The sequence below is a fragment of the Streptomyces atratus genome (assembly GCF_014648655.1).
Lineage (GTDB): Bacteria > Actinomycetota > Actinomycetes > Streptomycetales > Streptomycetaceae > Streptomyces > Streptomyces atratus.
Map to the genome: position 1 here is coordinate 205,133 of NZ_BMRN01000010.1, position 18,897 is coordinate 224,029.

Consider the following 18,897-nt stretch of genomic DNA (forward strand, 5'->3'; position numbering starts at 1 on the left):
AAGCATCACCAGCGCGAGTTTCCGCGCGTGAGCGATGCGTGAGCGCACGGTCCGGCACGGGACGTCATGAGGAGGCCACGCCGCCCCCGGCCGCCGCCCCAGGGTTCGGGCTCGCGCCGTCCGGTCCTGCGAGGGGTCGCCCGGATGCACTGCGACCGGCGGCAGGTAAGGTCCGTGGAATGCCGAGAGTCAAGGTCAGCGTGATCGTTCCCGTCTACAACACCGGGAAGTACGTCGACGAGTGTGCGCCGTCGCTGCTCGGGCAGAGCCTGCCGGCCGACGAGTACGAGGTCATCTACGTCGACGACGGGTCGACGGACGACACGCTGAAGCGGCTGGAGAAGCTGACGGCCGGGCATCCGAACGTCCAGGTGCACACCCAGCCCAACTCCGGCTGGCCGGGCGCACCGCGCAACCTTGGCATGAAACACGCCAAGGGCGAGTACGTGCAGTTCGTCGACCACGACGACATGCTCGGGACCGAGGCCCTTGAGCGGCTGTACGAGCACGCGACGCGGACCCGGGCCGACGTGGTGCTCGGCAAGATGTCCAGCACGATGGTGCGGCCCCGGCGGCTGTTCCGGCAAACTCTGGACGCCTGCACGATCGAGAACGACGAACTCATGCAGAGCATGTCACCGCACAAGATGTTCCGGCGGGCCTTCGTCGAGGAACACGGGCTGCGCTTCCCCGAGGGGCCGTGGATCATGGAGGATCTGGCCTTCGTCAGCGCCGCCTACCTGAAGGCGGAACGGATCTCGGTCCTCGCCGACTACCCCTGCTACTACTGGATGAAGCGGGACGACGGCGGCAACAACACTCGCCACCGGTTCAACCCGCGGCACGGATTCTGGCCCAACCTCCGCACCGTCATCGGCCAGATCAAGGACGGCACCACCCCGTCCGACGACATCGACGCGTTGCAGAACCGGCTCCTGCACCGCCTGTACCACGTCGAGGTCCTTTCCCGGACCCGTGAGCCCGAGATCCTGCGCGAAGACCCGGCCGAGCAGCGGCAGCGCTTCGCGACGGCCCGGCAGGTGGCGCTGGAGGAGTTCCCGGCCGCCGTGCGACGAGGGCTGCCCGCGGTGAGCGGGCTGAGGGCCGAACTACTGGAACGCGGCGACTTCGACGGGGCGTTCGCGTTCGCGGAGCACGTCCGCGAGGTGAAGGCGAGCAGCGAGCTCGGCGCACCGCGCTGGCAGGACGGCTGCCTGGTCGCCGACATCACGCTGGGACTGCTGCGCGGCGACGGTGAGCCGCTGGTTCTGACGGAGCGGGACGGGAAGTGGTGGCTGGATCCGGAACTGCTGACCGGCGTACCGGGGACGGAAGACGGATGGGAGGTCCGCGACCCGTTCCGGATGGCGTACGCGGAACTGATCGTCAAGGACCGGGACCGGCAGGACTGGTGGTACCCGGAGGGCGACCTGGAAGTCCGGCTCCAGCCCATCGGGGAAGGCCGGTCGCAGCTCCTCGCCTCCGGGCGCCTGCGACTCGACCCGCAGCGGCTGGCCGGCGGCCGGCCGCTGGAGCGCGGGGTGTACGACGTGTGGGCGTTCGTCAACGTGCTGGGCATCGACCGGATGGTTCGCGTGACCGGCCACGGCACCCCGAACGGCCCGGCCACAGGCCCGGCACTGACCGGCGGTCGACTCGCACTCCCGTACTGGACCACCGGCGTGGGCCAGCTCGCCCTCGACGTGGACCAGCGCCTGCGCGGGTTCGGCCCCGACACGGCCGGCGCCGCCGCCGCGAACGCCACGCGCGGCAAGCAGTCGCTCCCGCTGCCGTACGTGGCGGCGGAGTCCGGCGTCCCGGCTCCCGTCAAGGTCACCGTGTCCGCCCTGACGGTCACCGCCGAACTGGTCCCCGCCGCCGACGGGTCGACGGCGCGGCTGCGCCTCCCCGGCCGCCTCAAGCTCCCGGCCGGACGCCACCCAGTCACCCTCCCGAAGGCGGACACGCCGGTCGCGTACGCCGTCGTCCGCGACGGCACCCTGCTCCGTCTGGAGGGTCCGGCGTACGAGGCCGACACCGGGCGCCGGATCCTCGACGCGGTCGCCGACAACCGCCAGGTCCGCCGCGTACGGCGACGGCTGGGCCGGTAGGGCCGAACCCGCACTGTGCCGGCGCGATGGCCGGGCGGTCAGGACGTCCCTTCCGCCTCCCGGAGATCGAATCCGCCCGCCACCGCACCGGTTGACGACCTGCTGCGACGGGCGAGGACGCGCCGGCGGATCGGGCACGGCCGCCGCGAGCTCGAGCACGGACCCGGACCCGGCCGTTTCGAGGGCCGCACCCGGCGCGGCCGGGCATCGCCATGTCGTCCTCGTCACCGCCGCCCGGCCCTTCCTCACTCTCCGGAGGCCCGGCCCGGGCGCAGCCTCCCCACCGGATTGGCACGTGCGGTTGCTTGCCGCATCCGGTGCCAGCGCGTGCTCAATCCTGCGGCGAGCAACACCTGCGTCCTACCGGCCCGGCCGTTTCTCGTCGCGAAGATGTATCCGTCCTCGGACCAGGCGACGCCTGTCGCCGCGAACATCTCCCGCTGCCGCAGGCGGTGCCATCACAGCGGCGCGATGCACAGGGCCGGCACAGGAACGCGACCCGGCGGCGGCTCTTGGGGTCGTCGTCGGGTCAGCCGTGCATCGCGGTGCTGTAGGCGTACAGGGCGATCACACCGGCGACGCAGGCGAGGATCACCCATGAACCGAAACTGGTGTGTTTCCCAGTGCCTTTGGACCGCGCGGCCTTCCCGGACTGCTTGGACCGCTTGGACCGCTTGGACCGCTTGGACCCCCCGGGCGCTGCCCGTCCTGGCGCGACCGGCGCCACATCGGCCGCCGTCTCGGCGAGCAGGCGACGGCAGGTCGCGGCGAGCACGCCCGTACCGGCGGAGAGGGGAACCACGGCCTCCGAACGCGCCGGAGCGGTGGTGCCGCCGTCCAGGATGCGCCCCGCGCGTACGAGAACCTCGTCCCGGCCGCCCGCCAAAGCAAGGCTGATCCACCGCCGCACATGCTCACCCCGGATGACCACACCGCCGGACCGCTCCCGGTACACGGTGTGTTCCCGCCACAATATCTCCGCCAACTCACCGGCGGTGTCTCTAAGTTGTGCGCTCACAGCGACTCCCCCTCCGCCCTGCGGCGAATCGAACAAGCATCGCACTCTAGCGACAGACGCAGAGCGGGGGTCCAGCAGTCCCCCCGTGCCCGCCCCCGGGCATGGATCCAGTACCACGGGGACACATCAGCCTGGCCACGCGGGAAGGGGCCAGGAGGCGGCGGCCTTGCGCATCGCCGCAGGTCGCGGCCAGATGTGTCCCTGTAGTACTGGCCAGTTCGACCGACTACCGCGAATGTGGTGGCGGGCGGGACGAAGGAGTTGCTGACGGGAGCGGGTCGGCCCGGCCAGGAAGTGCGCATGCGAGTCTTACCGGACCTGTATGCCGCGGCTCACCGCCGGGGGCGACGCTCCTGTCTTCGTCCCGCTCCACCCCCGGCTCGACCGGTCACGCGGCTGGAGCGAATCACTTGACCGAGGAGAAGAAAGGCCGTCGGGGGTGCCGGACGGCTCCGCGGCGGGGTGGTTGCCGCGGGGACGGGCGTCATGGCTTCGGGGTTCGGTCGGGCCGGGAGGCGGACGCCCCGTCCGCGGCCAGGTCCCCCACGGAGTCCGCGTAGTACGCCGACTCCCCCAGGTGGAAGGCGAGTTGGCGGAAGGTCCACCCCGTTCCGGGCGACTTGTCGAGCTGGTCGGGCGTCAGGGCGTCCAGACGGTTCGCCCAGATCCTGGCCAGCCGGGTGAGCCGGCTGCGCGCCTCGTCGAGGTCGGCCTCGGTGAACGGAGCGAGGTCCGCCTCGGTGGTGGTCGCCGAGGCGTGCCAGCGGTCGGGCTGTGTCTCCTCTCCTACGAGCCTGGCCTCCATCTCCGCGAGATGGTCGACCATGTGGTCGGCTACGCGGCGGATCGCCTTGTGCGGGGTGTAGATCCGGTCGTCGGCGGGGACGGGGCGGCCGTCCCAGGCGGTCCAGGTCGCGGCGAGGTCCAGGACGTGGCCCACCATGGCCGTCAGGATCTGCGCGGGGTCGCGGTCGTCCGTCGCCGGGGCGTCTTCGAGGGTGTCGGGGGCGTCATGGGTATCGGGGGCGCCGGGTACGTCGAGTACGTCCGGTGCGTGCTTCGTTTCCGTCATGGTCCGACGCTAGATCCGGGAAGCTTCGGTCCCGGCCGAACCGTTCCGGACCCTTCCGTGGTTCAGGACGAGGTGACGCCCTTCGACCTCGGACGCCGGCCCGGTGAGGCGCAGTTAGGGCACCAGTAGCCCTCCTGCTGGATGAATATCCATCCGAGCTCCTCGATGTACGGGGAGGCAACGGTCGCACTGTGCAGCACATGGCCGAACAGGTCGGTCTCGATGTCCGGCGGTGGCTCCGCGATGACCAGGTCGAACACGGCCCGTGCCCGGCAGCCGCTGCGGTCGCACGCGAGGTAGAACCGCACAGGGCCGGGTGGCTCTCCGTCTGTGGTCAGGCTCATACGACAACTATGGAGGCAGAGTCGGCCCCGCGGTGGCGTTTCCCGGCCATCGAGCCGCCTGCCCCCCGAACCCCCGCGCCTTGCGGCTGCGGGGCAGCGTGGATATCTCGCTCGCGAGCGTCTCACGGGCGATCCAGGAACCACCCGGCCCATTCGGATCGTCCGGGCCATTCGAACCACCACGGCCGCCCCGATCTCCCCGTCCGCCCCGTCCGGGGCGACCGTCCCATCTGCCCGTGCGCGTCACCTAGCCGCAGTCCGTACAGGTCATTCCCGGGCGAGCGCGCCCCGTTGTTCACCGTCGCACCGTTGGCATCTCATGGCGGCACACCGTGCCAGGGCATCGCGCCCGGAGGGAGGGATCGCGCACGACCGGCTCGCACTACCGCGCTGCGGCGGCGGCCGGGTTCAGCGCAGTTCCTCCGGGCACGGCGTGCCGGGTGACAGCTGGTAGGGCGCGGCCAGCCGGTACACGCCCGGCCGCGGCGCGAGCAGTTCCGTCCACTCGTCGCCGTCCTCGTCCTCCTCGACCTTGTTCAGACAGCCGTTGGTGTTGACGAAGGTCCGCGGGCTGTTCTCGTCCTCGCGCTGCTTGGACTCCTCGGTCTCCTGCGGCCGCTCCAGGCTCTTGCCCTTGTCGTCGACCAGGGCGAGCCAGCGCGAGTACGGGATACGGATCAGGATCCGGCCGGGCGTCTTCACATGGATGGTCAGCTCACCCGCATCCGCCCGGTCCACCGTGGCCGGCGGATCGGCCAGTGGCACCGGACTGTCGACCTCGAAGAGCCGCCAGTTGGCGTCCGACCAGACCGGCTTCAGATACGGCAGCCCCTGGTCGACCAGCTCCGCCTCCTGCACCGCGCCGGTGGAGTCCGGTGTCCCCTTGGGCAGCACCACGTAGCGCACCGCCCAGCGGTCGAGCCACTCGTGGTAGCTGGCGCTGTTCAGGGTGTCGTCGTAGAAGAGCGGGTTGCGCTCCATGTCCGCCTGCCGGTTCCAGCCACGGGCCAGATTGACGTACGGCGCGAGCGCGGACGCCTCCCGGTGGCTGCTCGCGGGCACGACCTCGACCCTGCCGCGCTCCGCGCCGGCCTCCTGCAGCTGATTGACCAGCGGGGCCAGCTCACGCGTCCAGGAGGCAGCGGGGGCGGTCCGGACGATGTCGTCGACGCCCTTGAAGCCGATCCAGAAGTTCAGTCCGACGAACGCGAGAACCAGCGCGTACCAGCGCCGGGAGCGCGGCTCCGTGTACGGCAGCGCGGCGAGCAGCACCACACCGGCGAACAGCATCGCCATCCGCGTCACGTTCGAGCCGATCTGCGAGTCGACCACATAGGTCAACAGCGTCCCGACGCCGTACACGCCGGCTGCGGTACGGACTGTCTTCCAGTCACGCGGTACGAGGACGAGGACGAGGACCGCGAAGAGGAACGGCAGCGACAGGGTCGCGATCGACATCGGCTGCGTACCGGAGAAGGGGAACAGCCACGCGGACAGTGCCACGACCGCGACCGGGGCCAGGCCCAGCGCGTACGCCCCGGGGCGCCGCTTGTTCAGGAAGAGCGCGGCGGCGACCACTCCCAGGAACAGTCCGGCCACGGGGCTGCTCGCCGTCGCGAGCCCGGCGAGCGGGGCGGCGACGGCCGCCTTCGCCCACCTCTTGTACCGCCAGCGGTGGGGCCAGCAGAACACCGCGGCCACCGCACCCACCGCGAACATCATGCCGAGCCCGAACGTCACCCGCCCCGACAGCGCGTTGCACAGATACGCGAACACCCCGGCGAGCGAGCAGGCGAGCGGATTGCGAACGGCCCGCACCCGGACCAGGATCAGCGCGGTCAGCGCCGCCGACACGGTCCCGGCGACCATCATCGTCGTACGCACGCCGAGCACCGACATCAGGTACGGCGACACGACGCTGTACGAGACGGGGTGCATACCCCCGTACCAGGCGAGGTTGTACGCCGTACCGGGGTGCCGGCCGACGAATTCGGCCCAGGCGTCCTGGGCGGCCAGGTCGCCGCCACTGTTCGCGAAGAAGAAGAACCAGAGCAGGTGGGTGACGGCGGCGGCGGCCGTCGCGATCGTCACCGGATGCCGTAGCAGTCGCTCGGCGCGGGTCCGCCGGGACGGGGCGGTGCGCGGCTCGGGGGCGTCCGGGGCGGGCGCGGCCGTCCGCGTGTTGCCGCTGCTGCCCCTCATGCCTGTGCTGTCGGCCGCCTCATGGCCGGGCTTCGGCTCCGCGGTGGTCACTACGGCTCTCCCCGTCTCCCCGTATCCGCCGGCCCGTATCCCGTACGCCTGTGAGGACGCCTTCCAAGCGTCCTTGAGTTGCTCCGGGACGCTAACACGTACGCAGTAGGGAAGAGGGTGCCGGGATCGGCACCCTCTTCCCTACCGGGCGGTTTCGGCCATCCGGCCGGTCAGCTGATGCGGGTCAGCTTTTTCCCGAACGTCGGCTCCGCCAGATCGCTCTGCAGCGCGACGGCCACCTTCACCTGGCTGGTGCCCTCACCCACGGTGAGCGTTCCGACGTGGGTGCCTGCTGCCGCCGAGTGCGGGATCGTCTTTCCGTCGTCGGTCAGTTCGAGCTTGACCGTGAGACCGGGCCAGCCGACCGCCGACACGTCCTTGGTCGCGACCACCGGGGTGCTGCCGCCCAGCCCGTCGGAGACGGTGCCGACCACATCGCCCTTCTTCACGACCTTGGCGCTCGTCAGCAGATCCTGGGTGGCGACCATGGCTTCCTTGCTCACCGCGTTGACGGTGTCGATGATGGCGGGCTTGTGCTGGCCCAGCACGGCGCCGACGATCAGCTGGTCGGTGTCGCCGACCATCTTGTGCGCGGCGAAGAGCAGGTTGCCACCGGCCTTGGTGGTGGAGCCGGTCTTGATGCCGAGCGCGCCGTTGTACGGAACGAGGGTGTTGTAGTTCCGATGGACCTTGCCCGACGGGTCGGTCCACGACGGCAGCTTGGTGATATCCATCAGCGCCGGGATCTCCACCAACTTCTGGCCCAGCTTCACCTGGTCCTCGGCCGAGCTCACCGTGGTCGCGTTGAGGCCGGACGGATCGGTGTAGGTGGTGTTCGTCATGCCGAGCGACTTGGCGGTGTCGTTCATCTTCTTGACGAACGCCTCTTCGGAACCCGCGTCCCAGCGCGCCAGCAGCCTCGCGATGTTGTTCGCGGAGGGGACCATGATCGCGGAGAGCGCCTCCTGCTCCGTGAGCTTGTCACCGGCCTTGACGGTGTTGAGCGTCGACTCGCCCTCCGAGTCCAGCTTGCCGTCCGACTCCGCCTTGGCGTCGATCTTGATGGAAGGGCCCTTCTCGCCCCTCTTCAACGGGTGGTCCTTGAGCACGATGTATGCGGTCATCGCCTTGGCCACGCTGCCGATCGGCACGGCCTTCTGCTCGCCGAACGAGTCCACCTCGCCCAGTCCGGTGGCCGCCATGTAGCCCTGGCCCTCGTCGGGCCACGGCAGCGACGGCTTGTTGCCCTTGAAGGTGTACGTCGGCTTCGCCGACATCTGGAGCTCGGGCTCCGGGAGCGGCCGCACCATCTGCACGATCGCAAAGACGATCAGCAGGAGCAGCACCAGCGGGGTCCAGATCTTGACCCGGCGGACAGCGGTACGGACCGGCGTCTGAGGCGGCGGAGGCGTGTTCGTCAGCTCGGCCAGCAGGTCGAGCGGCGGCTTCGGCGGCATCGGCTGCTGCGTGGTCCGCTCGGCTCCGGAGAGGGAGACGGCGGGCGGCGGTGTGCCGGGCCTCGCGGCGGAGGCGGCTGCCGGTGCCTCGGGCTTGCGGGGCGCGGGCGCCGGTCGTATGTCGTCCCCGCGCAGCGGCACGAACTTGCTGGTCCGCTCGGCGGCGGACTCGGGCTTCGACTCCGCGCCCGAATCCGGCTTCGAGGTGGGCGGGATGATCTTCAGCGCGGTCGTCGGCTGGTCGACCTTGGCCGCGGCGGGCGCCCTGAAGACGGCGGTCGGCTGATCGATTCCGCGCTTGTCCTCAGCGGTTTCCGGCTTGCCCGGCTTGCCTGCCTTGCTGTCCGCGTGAGCGGTGTTCGCAGCATCGGCTTCTGACGCTTCGGCGTCTTCGGAGTCTTCCGCGTCCTCGGATGCGTCATCGGACGGCTCGTCTGCGGCATCGGCATCATTCGACGCGGTCGCCTTGTCCGAGGCTCCGTCGGCCGGGGTGACCGGCTCAGACGCATCGCCCCCCGCCACGGCGTCGGTGTCCGCATCCGCGTCCGCGTCGGGCGCGCTCTCGTCCTCGGACGTGGCGGCCTTCGCGTCGTCGTCGCCCTTCGGGCCCTCGTCGCTCTGGTCGTCGTCCTTCGTCACCCACGCAGCGACCGCCGCACGCAGCCGCGTGTCGCCCTCCTCGGGCGCAGCGGCGCCAGCGGGCTCGGCGACGCCCGCGTCCTCCGAGGGCTCGGCGACCTCCACGCTCTCCGCGCTCTCCACGCCCTTCGAGGACTCGGCAGCCTCGGAGGACCCATCGGAGGACTCAGAGGCCCCCTCCGGGCCCTCAGTGACCTCCCCCGCCCCCCGGGCGTCCTCGGCACCCTCAGCGCCCTCAGCGCCCGAGGAGCCTTCCGCAGCCCCGGAGGCCTCCGGCTGCTCCGAGCCCTGACTGTCCTCGCCGCCCTCGCCGTCCCCGGACGGCCGCGCCCGGAAGACGGCCGTCGCCGAATCCGCCTTGACGCTCTCGGAGCCCTCGCCGTCGCTCGACGGGACCGGCCCCGTGCGGAAAACGGCCGTCGCCGTGTCCGTCCCGCCGCCGGCTTCGGACCCGGCGGACGGTTCACGGAAGACGGAGAGTCGCGGATCACTCTCGCTCCGAGCCGTTCCCGACGACTTCTGCTGCTTCGACCTGTCGGGGGACTCGCCCGCCACCGATGCCTCCTCCATGCGGCGCGGGGACATCCCCGCGCTGTCCGAACCATCTACCAGTGTCCCGTGTGAACCACCGGCCCGGCTGCTAGACGAGAACGACATACCTACTGGTTCCCGCATAAAGCACCCAGGCGCCCTCGACAGACCAATGTGAGAGGGGTCACCCTGTCATTCATCCACGCGGGGAGGCATGGATGGGCAGGAGCCGCAGAACAATTCCGGAGGAGCTTCTGCTGCTCGCTCTGGACCCGGCCACGGGTACCACAGCGCAGCCGCAGTCGCTCGACCTCGGCCTCGCCGGAGCTCAGCTAGTGGAGCTGGCTCTGGCAGGACGGATAGCCCCTGACGGGGATCGTATCGCCGTGGTGATGCCACGGCCGACAGGAGATCCGACTCTGGACTCCGCACTGGAACTGCTGCGCCGACGCGGCAGCCCGGTTCGGGCGGTCCACTGGATTGGCGGGCCCCGGCTGGGGCTGCGTCAGATCTACCTCGCTCATCTGGAGCGATGCGGCATGGTGCATGCCGTGGCGGGCCAGATGTGCGGAGTGCTGCCGACGACTCGCTACCAGGCGACGGACACGGCAATCAGCCGGGACATCAGATCCAGGCTGGACAGTGCGATCCGCACCGGCGTACCGCCGGACCCGCGGACCGCGGCGCTCGCCGCGCTGGCCCACGCGGTCGGACTCGGCAAGCATCTGTATCCCGGGAACGAGGGGCGTTCATCACGCTCCCGGCTCCGGGACCTGATCAGACACGACCCGATGGGCGGACTCGTGGCGCATGCCGTGATGGACGTCCAGAACGGGGCGGTCGCACAGCCACGCCGCAACCAGGCGGCCGGAGTTCCGTTGCAACCGCAAGTGCAGTCGCAATCACGCCGCAGCAGCATGGCGCACACCGCGGCCCACTAGGACCGCACCCGTCACCACACGCACCGCAGCACCGCAGCACCGCAGCACCGCAGCACCGCAGCACCGCAGCACCAACCGAATACCGCCGCACCGTCGTCCCCAAGACCCGGTTCGGGAGCCGCACCAAGCGCGGGGCAGCCGGAATCACGGCTGTCCCGCGCGCCTGCGTGTCGCCATTTCCCAGCGCGGCCGGGGGCATGGGTGGCAATCTGCTCAGCAGTAGATACGCACAGCTACAAAGCCGGAGGTGCCGTTTCCGTGCCGTCCAACGTCAATCCCACCGTCAGGCGACGCCGGTTGGGCCAGGAATTGCGCCGACTGCGCGAACTCAGGGGCATGACAGCCGAGGAGGTGGCCGAGCGGCTGCTGGTCTCGCAGTCGAAGATCAGCCGCCTGGAGAACGGCCGCCGCTCCATCAGCCAGCGCGATGTACGTGATCTCTGCGGGGTGTACGAGGTCGAGGATCACCGGATCGTCGACTCGCTCATGCAGATGGCCAAGGACTCGCGCCAGCAGGGCTGGTGGCACGCCTTCGGCGACATCCCGTACAGCGTCTACATCGGCCTGGAGACCGATGCCGAATCGCTGCGGGTGTACGAACCCCAGGTGGTCCCCGGCCTGTTGCAGACCCGGAGTTACGCCGAATCGCTGATCCAGGGCGCATTGCCTGAAGCGCCGCCTGCGGACATCGACAAGCGCGTCAGCGTCCGGGCCCGCCGCCAGGACCGGATCACCTCCCCGGAGCATCCGCTGCGGCTGTGGGCGGTGATCGACGAGTCCGCGCTGCGCCGGCTGGTCGGCGGCAAGCAGGTGATGATCGAGCAGTTGGAGCAACTGGTCGAGCTGTCGCACCTGCCGCATGTGACCGTGCAGGTGCTGCCGTTCGAGATGGGCGCGCACCCCGGCATCAACGGGCAGTACGCCATTTTGGAATTCCCGGACGCCGCGGACTCCAGTGTCGTCTATATCGAGGGTGTCACCAGCGACCTGTATCTGGAGAAAGCCAATGATGTGCAGCGGTACAGCGTCATGTACGAGCACCTGCGGGCACAGGCACTGAATGTGGAGCAGACCCGACACTTCATCAGCGACATCGTGAAGGAGTACGCCGGGCGCTCGGGCGCGTAAAACCGGACAGCCCACAAAGTCCGGTATGCGGGAAATAGAGCGATGTTACGGGAGGGTCGGCGGCAAGGTACACCGCCGCCCGTCCACAATGGAAGACCTCGGTGGTTTATACCATCCGGTCGAGTGAACGACCCCTTCACTCCAGAGACTTGGCGAGTAGCGTCGATCACGCCAACCGGAACGCTGTTGGCGTTTTCCACACGACTCTCTGAACCGGAGTGAACATGGCCATTCGTCAGGGTGCTACGGACAAGTGGACGAAGTCCTCGTATTCCGGGGGCAACGGCGCCTGCGTCGAAGTCAAGTCCCCTCTCACGCAGGCTATTGCCGTACGCGACTCGAAGGCCCCCGAGGGCCCTTCGATCACGTTCGTCCCCGCCGCGTGGAACGCCTTCGTACGTGACGTCGGCAAGGGTGCCGTCGACGCCTGACCGATGCTTTCCACCGTTCGCATCGCAGCATCGATTCCGGTGTTGCCGGTAGCCCTCTCGACCGGTCCGCCGTCCTGGCCGAGGGGGCTCGATGCCCGACCCGGAGAACGCCACCCGGAGAATGCCCGGCCCTGAGATTACTTGACCGGGAAATACCTCCCCGGAGTTCCGGGGCTCTCAGCGCAACTGATCGACGTAGAGATCCGTGCCGGGCACGGTCGGAATGAACGGCGCCACCAACTCCACCCGCCCCAGGCCGGATTCCTCGACCATCGCGTCGAGCCCGGTGAAATGCGCGTCCCAGCAGTCCTGCGGGTCCTCCTGAAGGAACCACAGCAGGGTCAGCCGGGTGTCGACGCCCTCGACCTGCTTCACATAGGTCATCCGGTCACCCGGCAGCGGCGTGGGACGGAAGACGGTCACCATCGCAGCCGGGGAGCCGCCCAGCCGCTTCGGCAGATGCCGCGAACGCAGCCATTCCAGCAGCTCGGCCCGCTGCTCAGCCCCTTTGGCATCGATCACCTGAAGGACCAGCCCGCGGTAGGGGTGGTCGAGTGCGTGGAAGTCCCGGGGCCCCGCGGCGCCGTCCCGGTAGACCGTCGCCTCGTGATCCTGGAACGACGTGAACACGTGGGTGCGGTCCTGGTAGACCCGGCCGTCCCGGTTCAACCGCTTGTTGATCCCGACGGTCCACTTCATGTGGTCGTCGTAGCGCCCGTCCGTCACCCAGTACGTGGACAGGTAGCACCCCGCGCCCACCGGCTGCGCGACCGCGGACTTCTCCGGGTAGCGCAGTTCCCGCAGTTCCCTGGTGGCGACCCAGCGGCGCCCCGCGAACATCCAGGGCATCGCCATCGCGCCCGCGTAGTAGTGGTCGTCCTCGTACCAGCGGTTGTACGCGTACTCATGGCCCGGGTGCGGTTCGACCATGGTGATCAGTGCGTGGCCGGGATGGACTCCGTACGGCCCCAGCGCGGCCAGTTCGGCGTAGGTGTCACTCCGGGTCTCGTCGCTCATGCCGTTCCCCTTCCGTACTCCGCAGCAGCGTCCTACTCTGACGCCCCGTCAGACGAACTGCCAGAGCCGGGAGGCCACCGATGTTGCTCGCGGGGAAGACCGTCATCGTGTCCGGGGTGGGCGCCGGGCTCGGGCACCAGGTCGCGGCGACGGTCGTACGGGACGGGGGCAGCGCGGTGCTCGGGGCGCGTACCACCGCGAATCTCGCCAAGTCGGCCTCGGAGATCGACCCGGAAGGCCGGCGCACCGCGCATCTGGCCACCGACATCACGGACGAGGCGCAGTGCGAGGCGCTCGCCGCACTGGCACTGGAGCGGTTCGGACAGATCGACGCGGTGGTCCATGTCGCCGCCTGGGACAGCTACTTCGGCGGAATCGAGGACGCCGACTTCGCCACCTGGCGGTCGGTCATCGACGTCAATCTGCTCGGCACGCTACGGATGACCCGCGCCTGCCTGCCCGGCCTCAAGGAGCGGGGCGGCTCGGTGGTCGTCATCGGCACGCAGTCCTCGGTGGCCGCACCGTCCCAGGTGCAGCAGGCGGCGTACGCGGCCTCGAAGGGGGCGCTCACCTCGGCGATGTACTCCATGGCACGGGAGTTCGGCCCGCACCGGATACGGGTGAACACGGTGCTGCCCGGCTGGATGTGGGGACCGCCGGTGCAGGCGTACGTACGGTTCACGGCGCACACCGAGGGTGTGCCCGAGGCCGAGGTACTGGGCAGGCTCACCGAGCGCATGGCACTTCCGGACCTTGCCACGGACGGCGATGTGGCCGAGGCCGCCGCGTTCCTGGCCTCGGACCGGGCGCGGGCGATCACCGGACAGTCCCTGCTGGTCAATGCCGGCGAGCTGATGCGGTAGGGCCGGTTCGCAGGACCAGTTCACGAGAGCGGTTCACAAGACCGGTTCACGAGGCCGGCCCTCCTCCTTCTCGGCCGCACGGGACCCGCATCCCGTGCGGTCTTTCTGCGCCCCTCGGTACTCCTGATGCTCTGCACAGCCTGACGAAGTGCCCGCTCATCGTGTGGCCGCCGTCATGTTCGCGACAACGCTTACGTGAGTCAAGAACAAGCAAAGCCGTTCGACTTGTTGATCTGCGTTCACATCCCTGATCGCGAAAATCCTTGACCGAGGGACCGGGTAGGCGGTTCAATCCCCGAAGTCCCCGCTCCCGCACGGGGCCCCGCTGAGCGGCCGTACTGGCGAAGTGCGAACCCGTTCATAAGGCGGACCCCAGGAGGGGGCACATGAACAGTCTCGACTGGGTCGTGCTCATCGGCTACTTCGGCGTGGTGATCGCGATCGGACTCTGGTCCCACAAGCGTGTGGACAACGTCAGCGACTTCTTCACGGCGGGCGGCAAGATGCCGTGGTGGCTGTCCGGCATCTCGCACCACATGTCCGGCTACAGCGCGGTGATGTTCACCGGGTACGCCGGTATCGCCTACCAGTTCGGCGTCACGTCGTTCGTGACCTGGTCGCTGCCGATCGCCATCGGCATCGGCATCGGTGCCCAGCTCTTCGCACCCCGGCTCAACCGGCTGCGCTCGCGGCTGCATGTCGCGTCCCCGCTCGAATACCTGAAGAACCGCTACAACATCCAGACCCAGCAGGCGCTCGCCTGGTCCGGTCTGCTGCTGAAGATCGTGGACGTCGGCGCCAAGTGGGCAGCCATCGCCACCCTTCTCTCCGTCTTCACGGGCATCTCGATCACGCAGGGCATCTTCATCACCGGCTGTATCACCGCCGTCTACTGCACGGTCGGCGGACTGTGGGCCGACGCGCTCACAGAACTGGGGCAGTTCGTCATCCAGCTCTTCGCCGGCGTCGCGATGCTCGTCACCGCCATGGCGAAGCTCGACGGCTTCAGCACCCTGTGGACGGTCTGGGACAAGCTGCCCGAGGGCCACACGAACCCGACGGCCGGCCCGTACACCGTGACCTTCCTGCTGGCGTACCTCTTCATCAAGACCTTCGAGTACAACGGCGGCATGTGGAACCAGGCCCAGCGCTACATGGCCACGGACTCCGCCGCCTCGGCCAGGCGCTCGGCCCGGCTCTCCGCCGTGCTGTGGCTGGTCTGGCCCACGGTCCTGTTCTTCCCGATGTGGTGCGCTCCGCTACTGGTCCACGCGCAGAAGCCGGACGCCTCCGACAGCTACGCCCTGATGACCGAGCAGCTGCTGCCGCACGGCCTGCTGGGCCTGGTCGTCGTCGGCTTCTTCTCGCACACGATGGCCATGTGCTCCTCGGACGCCAACGCCATCGCAGCCGTCTTCACCCGGGACATCGCCCCGGTCCTCTCGAAGGCGGCCCGCACCTGGAGCAGCCGCACCGGTCTGCTGGCGGCCCGGGTGTCCACGCTCGGCTTCCTCGGTCTGTCGATGGCGCTCGCCACCCAGATCAACTCGCCGACGTTCAAGGACATCATCTCCGTCGTCATCAAGTGGGTGGCCGGTCTGATGGGTCCGATCGCGATCCCGTTCATGCTGGGCCTGCTGCGCAGGTTCCGTAAGTCGGGTCCGACGGCGGCGCTCACCAGCTGGGCTGCGGGTCTGCTGGCGTTCTACTTCACCAACTACAACTTCGACGGTTCGGTGAAGACGGATGTCGCGCTGCAGTACCAGGTGGCGCTGCCGCTGGCGATCTCGCTGGTCCTCTACATCGTGATCGGCCTCATCAAGCCGGAGGACACCCCGGAGCGCGACGCGATCATCGAGCAGATCAACTCGGACGGTGACGGCTCGGATGCCCGGGCGACGGTGCCGGCTCAGGCCGGTCCGGGAGGCGCGGCGGTCACAGAGGGCGTGAAGGACTGACGCTTGCCGCTCTACGGGGTGGGGTGGGGAAAAGAACGTGACAGAGAACCGTTTCACTGTCACGTTCTTTTCCGCACCCCTGCCCTCGCCCGTGCTCCGCGTGCCGGCCGCATGGGCAGCGCGCGTCAGCCGTGAGCAGCGCGGGTCAGCCGCGCGGGTAGCGGGTCAGCCAGCCCGGTGCGGCGGCCGACGGACTGTGCAGGGCCGGGCCCTGGGTCATCTCCATGGCGAAGTCGTCGGCGAGTTCCAACAGCGTTGCCCGGCCCTCCAGTTCGGCGAGCCAGGCAGGCGGCAGCGCGGTCTCGCCGTGCAACGCGCCGAGCAGCGCCCCGCACAGGGCCCCGGTGGCCGCGGAGGGTCCACCGTGGTTGACGGCCAGCCGCAGCCCGTGCCGCACGTCCTCGCCGACCAGGGCGCAGTACACGGCAACGGCGAGGACCTCCTCGGCGGCGTCCGTGGTACCCAGCGACTCGATCAGGGCCGGTCCCGGAATGCCCTGGCGTACTGTGCCGAGCGCCTGCTTGAGCGCCTCGGTGACCTGTTCATGCCCCGGACGCTCGGCGAGCAGGGCCAGGGCGTGCTGCACGGAGCCGTCCAGGGTCTCGCCGCGGGCCAGCCCGTGCACCATGACGGCGAGGGCGCCTGCAGAGAGCAGGGCGTTGGGGTGGCCGTGGGTCTGGGCGGCGCATTCGAGGGCCAGTTGGAGGACGAGCTGGGGTTCCCAGCCGACGAGCAGCCCGAACGGGGCGGACCGGGTGAGGGCCGCCGAGTCCCGTGCGGTGGGGTTCTTCGGCTGGTCGAGGGTCCCCATGGTGGAGTCGCCGAAGCCGGTGAGGCATTCCCGGGTCGGGGCGCGGCGTGCGTAGAGCCACTCCTGCAGAGCGAGCCAGCCGTTGTCCTTGCGGCGTTCGTCGGGCCCCCAGTCCCGCTGGGTGGCGGCCCAGCGCAGATGGGCGCGGTGCACATCGGTGGGCGGATGCCAGGCGCCGGTGTCGCGGCGGACCTGGGCGCGGATCAGCCCGTCGACGGTGAACAGGTTCAGCTGGGTGACGGCGGTGACGGTGCCGCGTCCGCCGTGCGCGGGGACGAAGTCGGTGACGCCATCGGCGCCGTGTGCCGCCCGGATCTCTTCGAGCGTGAGCCTGTCGGCGCCCGCGCCGAGCGCGTCCCCGATGGCCCCGCCCAGCAGAGCGCCGCGCACCCGGCTGCGGAAGTCCTGCTGCTCGGCACGGCCCCAGACAGCTGTGGTTCGCGTGGTCACCGTGGTCACCGTGCCCCTTTCCCCGTCGGCCCGCCCGGTGCGACTGCGCAGCACTGTAATCGAATGGGAACGGTGAGCTGTGGGCCTGAACCGTATGTACGGAGTAGATCCTGCGATCACTTTTGAACGGCATTCTCCGGGGATTTCCGGGTCTCGGAACGGCAGTCGCCCATGGGCCAATCCCGTTCGACGGTCCCCGGGCCGTCGGTGGCGCAGGGCTCGTCCCGAATGCGCGCGCCCCTGCTCTCCGCGACCCGGAGCACTTCGCGCAGTGACTCGATGGCCCTGGTGAGCGCGAACCTGAGCGCGAGCTCACCGGCCGCCCGGTCGGCGAGCACGGCCCCGGCTCCCGCCACGACCGCCTCCCCGCAGTCGAGTTGATCGTCCTCCACCTCGTCGGCCAGCCGGGAGAGCCTGCTGTGGGGGTTGTCCGTGCTGAGGTAGCAGGGCCTGCCTTCGGGGGACGTCCAGGGGAGCAGACGGAGCGGGGCATCGGCCATGGCGGTTCCTTACGGCGGGGATCGGGTGGGGGAACGGCCCGCAGGGGTGGTGATTACCGTTCGTCCCCTCATCGTCACTCCCGCCGCCCTACGCTCGACAGAGGCACGCGATTGCCTGCGAACGGGGCAACAGGAAGGGGCCGACATGGCCGACGTCGGCGATGTGGACGAGGAGTCGGGGCGCGCGGCGCTGGGGCGCGCGTTGCGCTACCTGCGGGAGAAGACCGGCAGATCGCTGGGCCGGCTCGCTGAGGAGACGCGCTACGACAAGAGCTATCTGTACCGGCTGGAGATGGGCCAACGGCTCTCGAAGCTCGCCGTGATGGAGGACCTGGACCGGCACTACGAATCCGGGGGGCTGCTGGTCCAGCTGTGGAAGGTGGCCCGGAGGGAGGTCTTCAAGGACAAGTACAAGGAGTTCATGCGGCTGGAGCCGACGGCGCGGATCACGCACAAGTACACCTTGGGGATTCCTGGGCTCCTCCAGACCGAGGCAGTCGCCCGCGAATTGTTGTCCGGAGCACAGGAAACGGACGATGAGGCAGAGTTGGTGGAGGAGCAGGTCATAGCGCGGATGAGCCGCCAGCAACTGCTGCACCGCAAGCCCGCCCCTTCCGTGAGGATCATCATGGACGAGTACGCCCTGCGCCGCCCGGTGAAGGACGCGAAGGCGTGGGACGAGCAACTGGTCCATCTCATCGACATGGCGGAGACGTCGACGGTCGTACTCCAGGTTCTCCCGCTCTCTGCGGGGGCACACCACCTGATGGACGGTTCCTTGACGTTGCTGTGGCAGGAGGACGGGAGCGCCGTTGCCTACACGGAGGGCAACAGCTGCGCCGAGTTGATCGAAGATCCGGCCGAAGTATCGCGCTATCGACTGTCCTACGATCGCCTCCGGGATCTGGCGTGGCCCCCGTCGGACTCCATCGCGTTCATCAGGGGCGTCCTGGAGGAGCACCGATCATGAGCCGAATCCCCGACCTCTCCACCGCGGTGTGGCGCAAGTCCAGCTACAGCGACGGCGGCGACAACAACTGCGTCGAGGTCGCCGACAGCTACCCCGGCCTCGTCCCCGTACGCGACAGCAAGACCCCCACCGGCCCCGCACTCGTCATCACCGCCCCCGCCTGGGCCGCCTTTGTGGGGTTTGTCGCCGGTCACTGAGCCTGGCGTTCGACCTCCGCCCGTGGTCAGCCCGTTGACCACGGGCTTCGCCGTTCTCCGGACAGCAGGGCGGCCTTTACGTGATCAGGTCTGCCCGGGGCGGCGGCGGGGGCCTGCGGCCGCTGGGCGACCCGGCGGCGACGGGGCGGGCAAGGGTTGAGCGGAGAGGAGGACGAGGCCGGTGTGCGCGATCAGCGCCATCCCCG

16 protein-coding genes are annotated in these 18,897 nt (G+C 69.4%); 8 read left to right on the forward strand and 8 right to left on the reverse strand.

Translation table 11 applies throughout. The annotated features are described in order from the left end of the window. Window positions 1-179 precede the first annotated feature (179 nt). Window positions 180-2,111, forward strand: coding sequence for a glycosyltransferase family 2 protein (locus IEZ15_RS19470; RefSeq protein WP_189278430.1), 1,932 nt, complete (start codon window positions 180-182; stop codon window positions 2,109-2,111). A 529-nt stretch (window positions 2,112-2,640) separates the two neighbouring features. Here IEZ15_RS19470 and IEZ15_RS19475 read toward each other — a convergent pair. The 5 genes from IEZ15_RS19475 to IEZ15_RS19495 form a co-directional block, all read right to left on the reverse strand. After that, the gene (locus tag IEZ15_RS19475) at window positions 2,641-3,129 is read right to left on the reverse strand and encodes a hypothetical protein (RefSeq protein WP_229845976.1); all 489 of its coding nucleotides are present in this window, start codon (window positions 3,127-3,129) and stop codon (window positions 2,641-2,643) included. 484 nt (window positions 3,130-3,613) lie between these two features. Further along, window positions 3,614-4,072, reverse strand: coding sequence for a hypothetical protein (locus IEZ15_RS19480; RefSeq protein ID WP_189278550.1), 459 nt, complete (start codon window positions 4,070-4,072; stop codon window positions 3,614-3,616). Between the two features lie 191 nt (window positions 4,073-4,263). Continuing rightward, a complete protein-coding gene (locus IEZ15_RS19485) occupies window positions 4,264-4,545 on the reverse strand; it encodes a hypothetical protein (protein ID WP_189278432.1) in 282 nt (93 codons plus the stop codon). Between the two features lie 408 nt (window positions 4,546-4,953). Then, window positions 4,954-6,798 (reverse strand): DUF8823 domain-containing protein, encoded by a 1,845-nt coding sequence (locus IEZ15_RS19490; RefSeq protein ID WP_189278434.1) that lies wholly within the window; start codon window positions 6,796-6,798, stop codon window positions 4,954-4,956. A 170-nt stretch (window positions 6,799-6,968) separates the two neighbouring features. Beyond that, entirely contained in the window at window positions 6,969-9,479 is a 2,511-nt protein-coding gene (locus tag IEZ15_RS19495) for a serine hydrolase (protein WP_229845977.1), read from the reverse strand. A gap of 164 nt (window positions 9,480-9,643) precedes the next feature. Here IEZ15_RS19495 and IEZ15_RS19500 point away from each other — a divergent pair, with 164 nt between their 5' ends. The 3 genes from IEZ15_RS19500 (at window position 9,644) to IEZ15_RS19510 (ending at window position 11,925) form a co-directional block, all read left to right on the forward strand. Further along, window positions 9,644-10,366 carry a GOLPH3/VPS74 family protein gene (locus IEZ15_RS19500; protein ID WP_114245059.1) on the forward strand — a complete coding sequence of 241 codons (723 nt, stop codon included), beginning with the start codon at window positions 9,644-9,646 and terminating at the stop codon, window positions 10,364-10,366. A 258-nt stretch (window positions 10,367-10,624) separates the two neighbouring features. After that, on the forward strand, window positions 10,625-11,494 hold the full coding sequence (locus IEZ15_RS19505; protein WP_114245060.1) for a helix-turn-helix domain-containing protein: 870 nt from the start codon (window positions 10,625-10,627) through the stop codon (window positions 11,492-11,494). 224 nt (window positions 11,495-11,718) lie between these two features. After that, complete coding sequence (locus IEZ15_RS19510; RefSeq protein ID WP_189278436.1) at window positions 11,719-11,925, forward strand: DUF397 domain-containing protein; 207 nt, start codon at window positions 11,719-11,721, stop codon at window positions 11,923-11,925. Between the two features lie 177 nt (window positions 11,926-12,102). Here the strand turns inward: IEZ15_RS19510 and IEZ15_RS19515 are convergent, their stop codons facing one another. Continuing rightward, on the reverse strand, window positions 12,103-12,942 hold the full coding sequence (locus IEZ15_RS19515) for a hypothetical protein (protein WP_189278438.1): 840 nt from the start codon (window positions 12,940-12,942) through the stop codon (window positions 12,103-12,105). A gap of 80 nt (window positions 12,943-13,022) precedes the next feature. Here IEZ15_RS19515 and IEZ15_RS19520 point away from each other — a divergent pair, with 80 nt between their 5' ends. Together IEZ15_RS19520 and IEZ15_RS19525 are read left to right on the forward strand one after the other, a co-directional pair. Then, entirely contained in the window at window positions 13,023-13,805 is a 783-nt protein-coding gene (locus IEZ15_RS19520) for an SDR family oxidoreductase (protein ID WP_189278440.1), read from the forward strand. Window positions 13,806-14,191: 386 nt separating this feature from the next. Beyond that, a complete protein-coding gene (locus tag IEZ15_RS19525; RefSeq protein ID WP_189278442.1) occupies window positions 14,192-15,763 on the forward strand; it encodes a sodium:solute symporter family protein in 1,572 nt (523 codons plus the stop codon). Window positions 15,764-15,908: 145 nt separating this feature from the next. Here IEZ15_RS19525 and IEZ15_RS19530 read toward each other — a convergent pair whose 3' ends face one another. Next, the gene (locus tag IEZ15_RS19530; protein ID WP_189278444.1) at window positions 15,909-17,024 is read right to left on the reverse strand and encodes an ADP-ribosylglycohydrolase family protein; all 1,116 of its coding nucleotides are present in this window, start codon (window positions 17,022-17,024) and stop codon (window positions 15,909-15,911) included. A gap of 116 nt (window positions 17,025-17,140) precedes the next feature. Further along, window positions 17,141-17,524: a hypothetical protein gene (locus IEZ15_RS19535; RefSeq protein ID WP_373302585.1), complete on the reverse strand. Its 384-nt coding sequence runs from the start codon at window positions 17,522-17,524 to the stop codon at window positions 17,141-17,143. A 145-nt stretch (window positions 17,525-17,669) separates the two neighbouring features. Here IEZ15_RS19535 and IEZ15_RS19540 point away from each other — a divergent pair, with 145 nt between their 5' ends. Both IEZ15_RS19540 and IEZ15_RS19545 read left to right on the forward strand, forming a co-directional pair. Then, complete coding sequence (locus IEZ15_RS19540) at window positions 17,670-18,494, forward strand: helix-turn-helix domain-containing protein (RefSeq protein WP_189278446.1); 825 nt, start codon at window positions 17,670-17,672, stop codon at window positions 18,492-18,494. Then, window positions 18,491-18,691, forward strand: a complete 201-nt coding sequence (locus IEZ15_RS19545) for a DUF397 domain-containing protein (RefSeq protein ID WP_189278447.1) — start codon at window positions 18,491-18,493, stop codon at window positions 18,689-18,691. Before IEZ15_RS19540 ends, IEZ15_RS19545 begins: the two co-directional genes overlap by 4 nt. The last annotated feature ends 206 nt before the right edge of the window (window positions 18,692-18,897 follow it).

Excerpts from the sequence above, each read along its gene's own strand:
- IEZ15_RS19470 (WP_189278430.1), top strand. The coding sequence starts at position 180 with ATGCCGAGAGTCAAGGTCAGCGTGATCGTTCCCGTCTACAACACCGGG.
- IEZ15_RS19480 (WP_189278550.1), bottom strand. The coding sequence starts at position 4,072 with ATGGTGGGCCACGTCCTGGACCTCGCCGCGACCTGGACCGCCTGGGAC.
- IEZ15_RS19485 (WP_189278432.1), bottom strand. The coding sequence starts at position 4,545 with ATGAGCCTGACCACAGACGGAGAGCCACCCGGCCCTGTGCGGTTCTAC.
- IEZ15_RS19495 (WP_229845977.1), bottom strand. The coding sequence starts at position 9,479 with ATGTCCCCGCGCCGCATGGAGGAGGCATCGGTGGCGGGCGAGTCCCCC.
- IEZ15_RS19500 (WP_114245059.1), top strand. The coding sequence starts at position 9,644 with ATGGGCAGGAGCCGCAGAACAATTCCGGAGGAGCTTCTGCTGCTCGCT.
- IEZ15_RS19510 (WP_189278436.1), top strand. The coding sequence starts at position 11,719 with ATGGCCATTCGTCAGGGTGCTACGGACAAGTGGACGAAGTCCTCGTAT.
- IEZ15_RS19515 (WP_189278438.1), bottom strand. The coding sequence starts at position 12,942 with ATGAGCGACGAGACCCGGAGTGACACCTACGCCGAACTGGCCGCGCTG.
- IEZ15_RS19520 (WP_189278440.1), top strand. The coding sequence starts at position 13,023 with ATGTTGCTCGCGGGGAAGACCGTCATCGTGTCCGGGGTGGGCGCCGGG.
- IEZ15_RS19525 (WP_189278442.1), top strand. The coding sequence starts at position 14,192 with ATGAACAGTCTCGACTGGGTCGTGCTCATCGGCTACTTCGGCGTGGTG.
- IEZ15_RS19535 (WP_373302585.1), bottom strand. The coding sequence starts at position 17,524 with ATGGCCGATGCCCCGCTCCGTCTGCTCCCCTGGACGTCCCCCGAAGGC.
- IEZ15_RS19540 (WP_189278446.1), top strand. The coding sequence starts at position 17,670 with ATGGCCGACGTCGGCGATGTGGACGAGGAGTCGGGGCGCGCGGCGCTG.
- IEZ15_RS19545 (WP_189278447.1), top strand. The coding sequence starts at position 18,491 with ATGAGCCGAATCCCCGACCTCTCCACCGCGGTGTGGCGCAAGTCCAGC.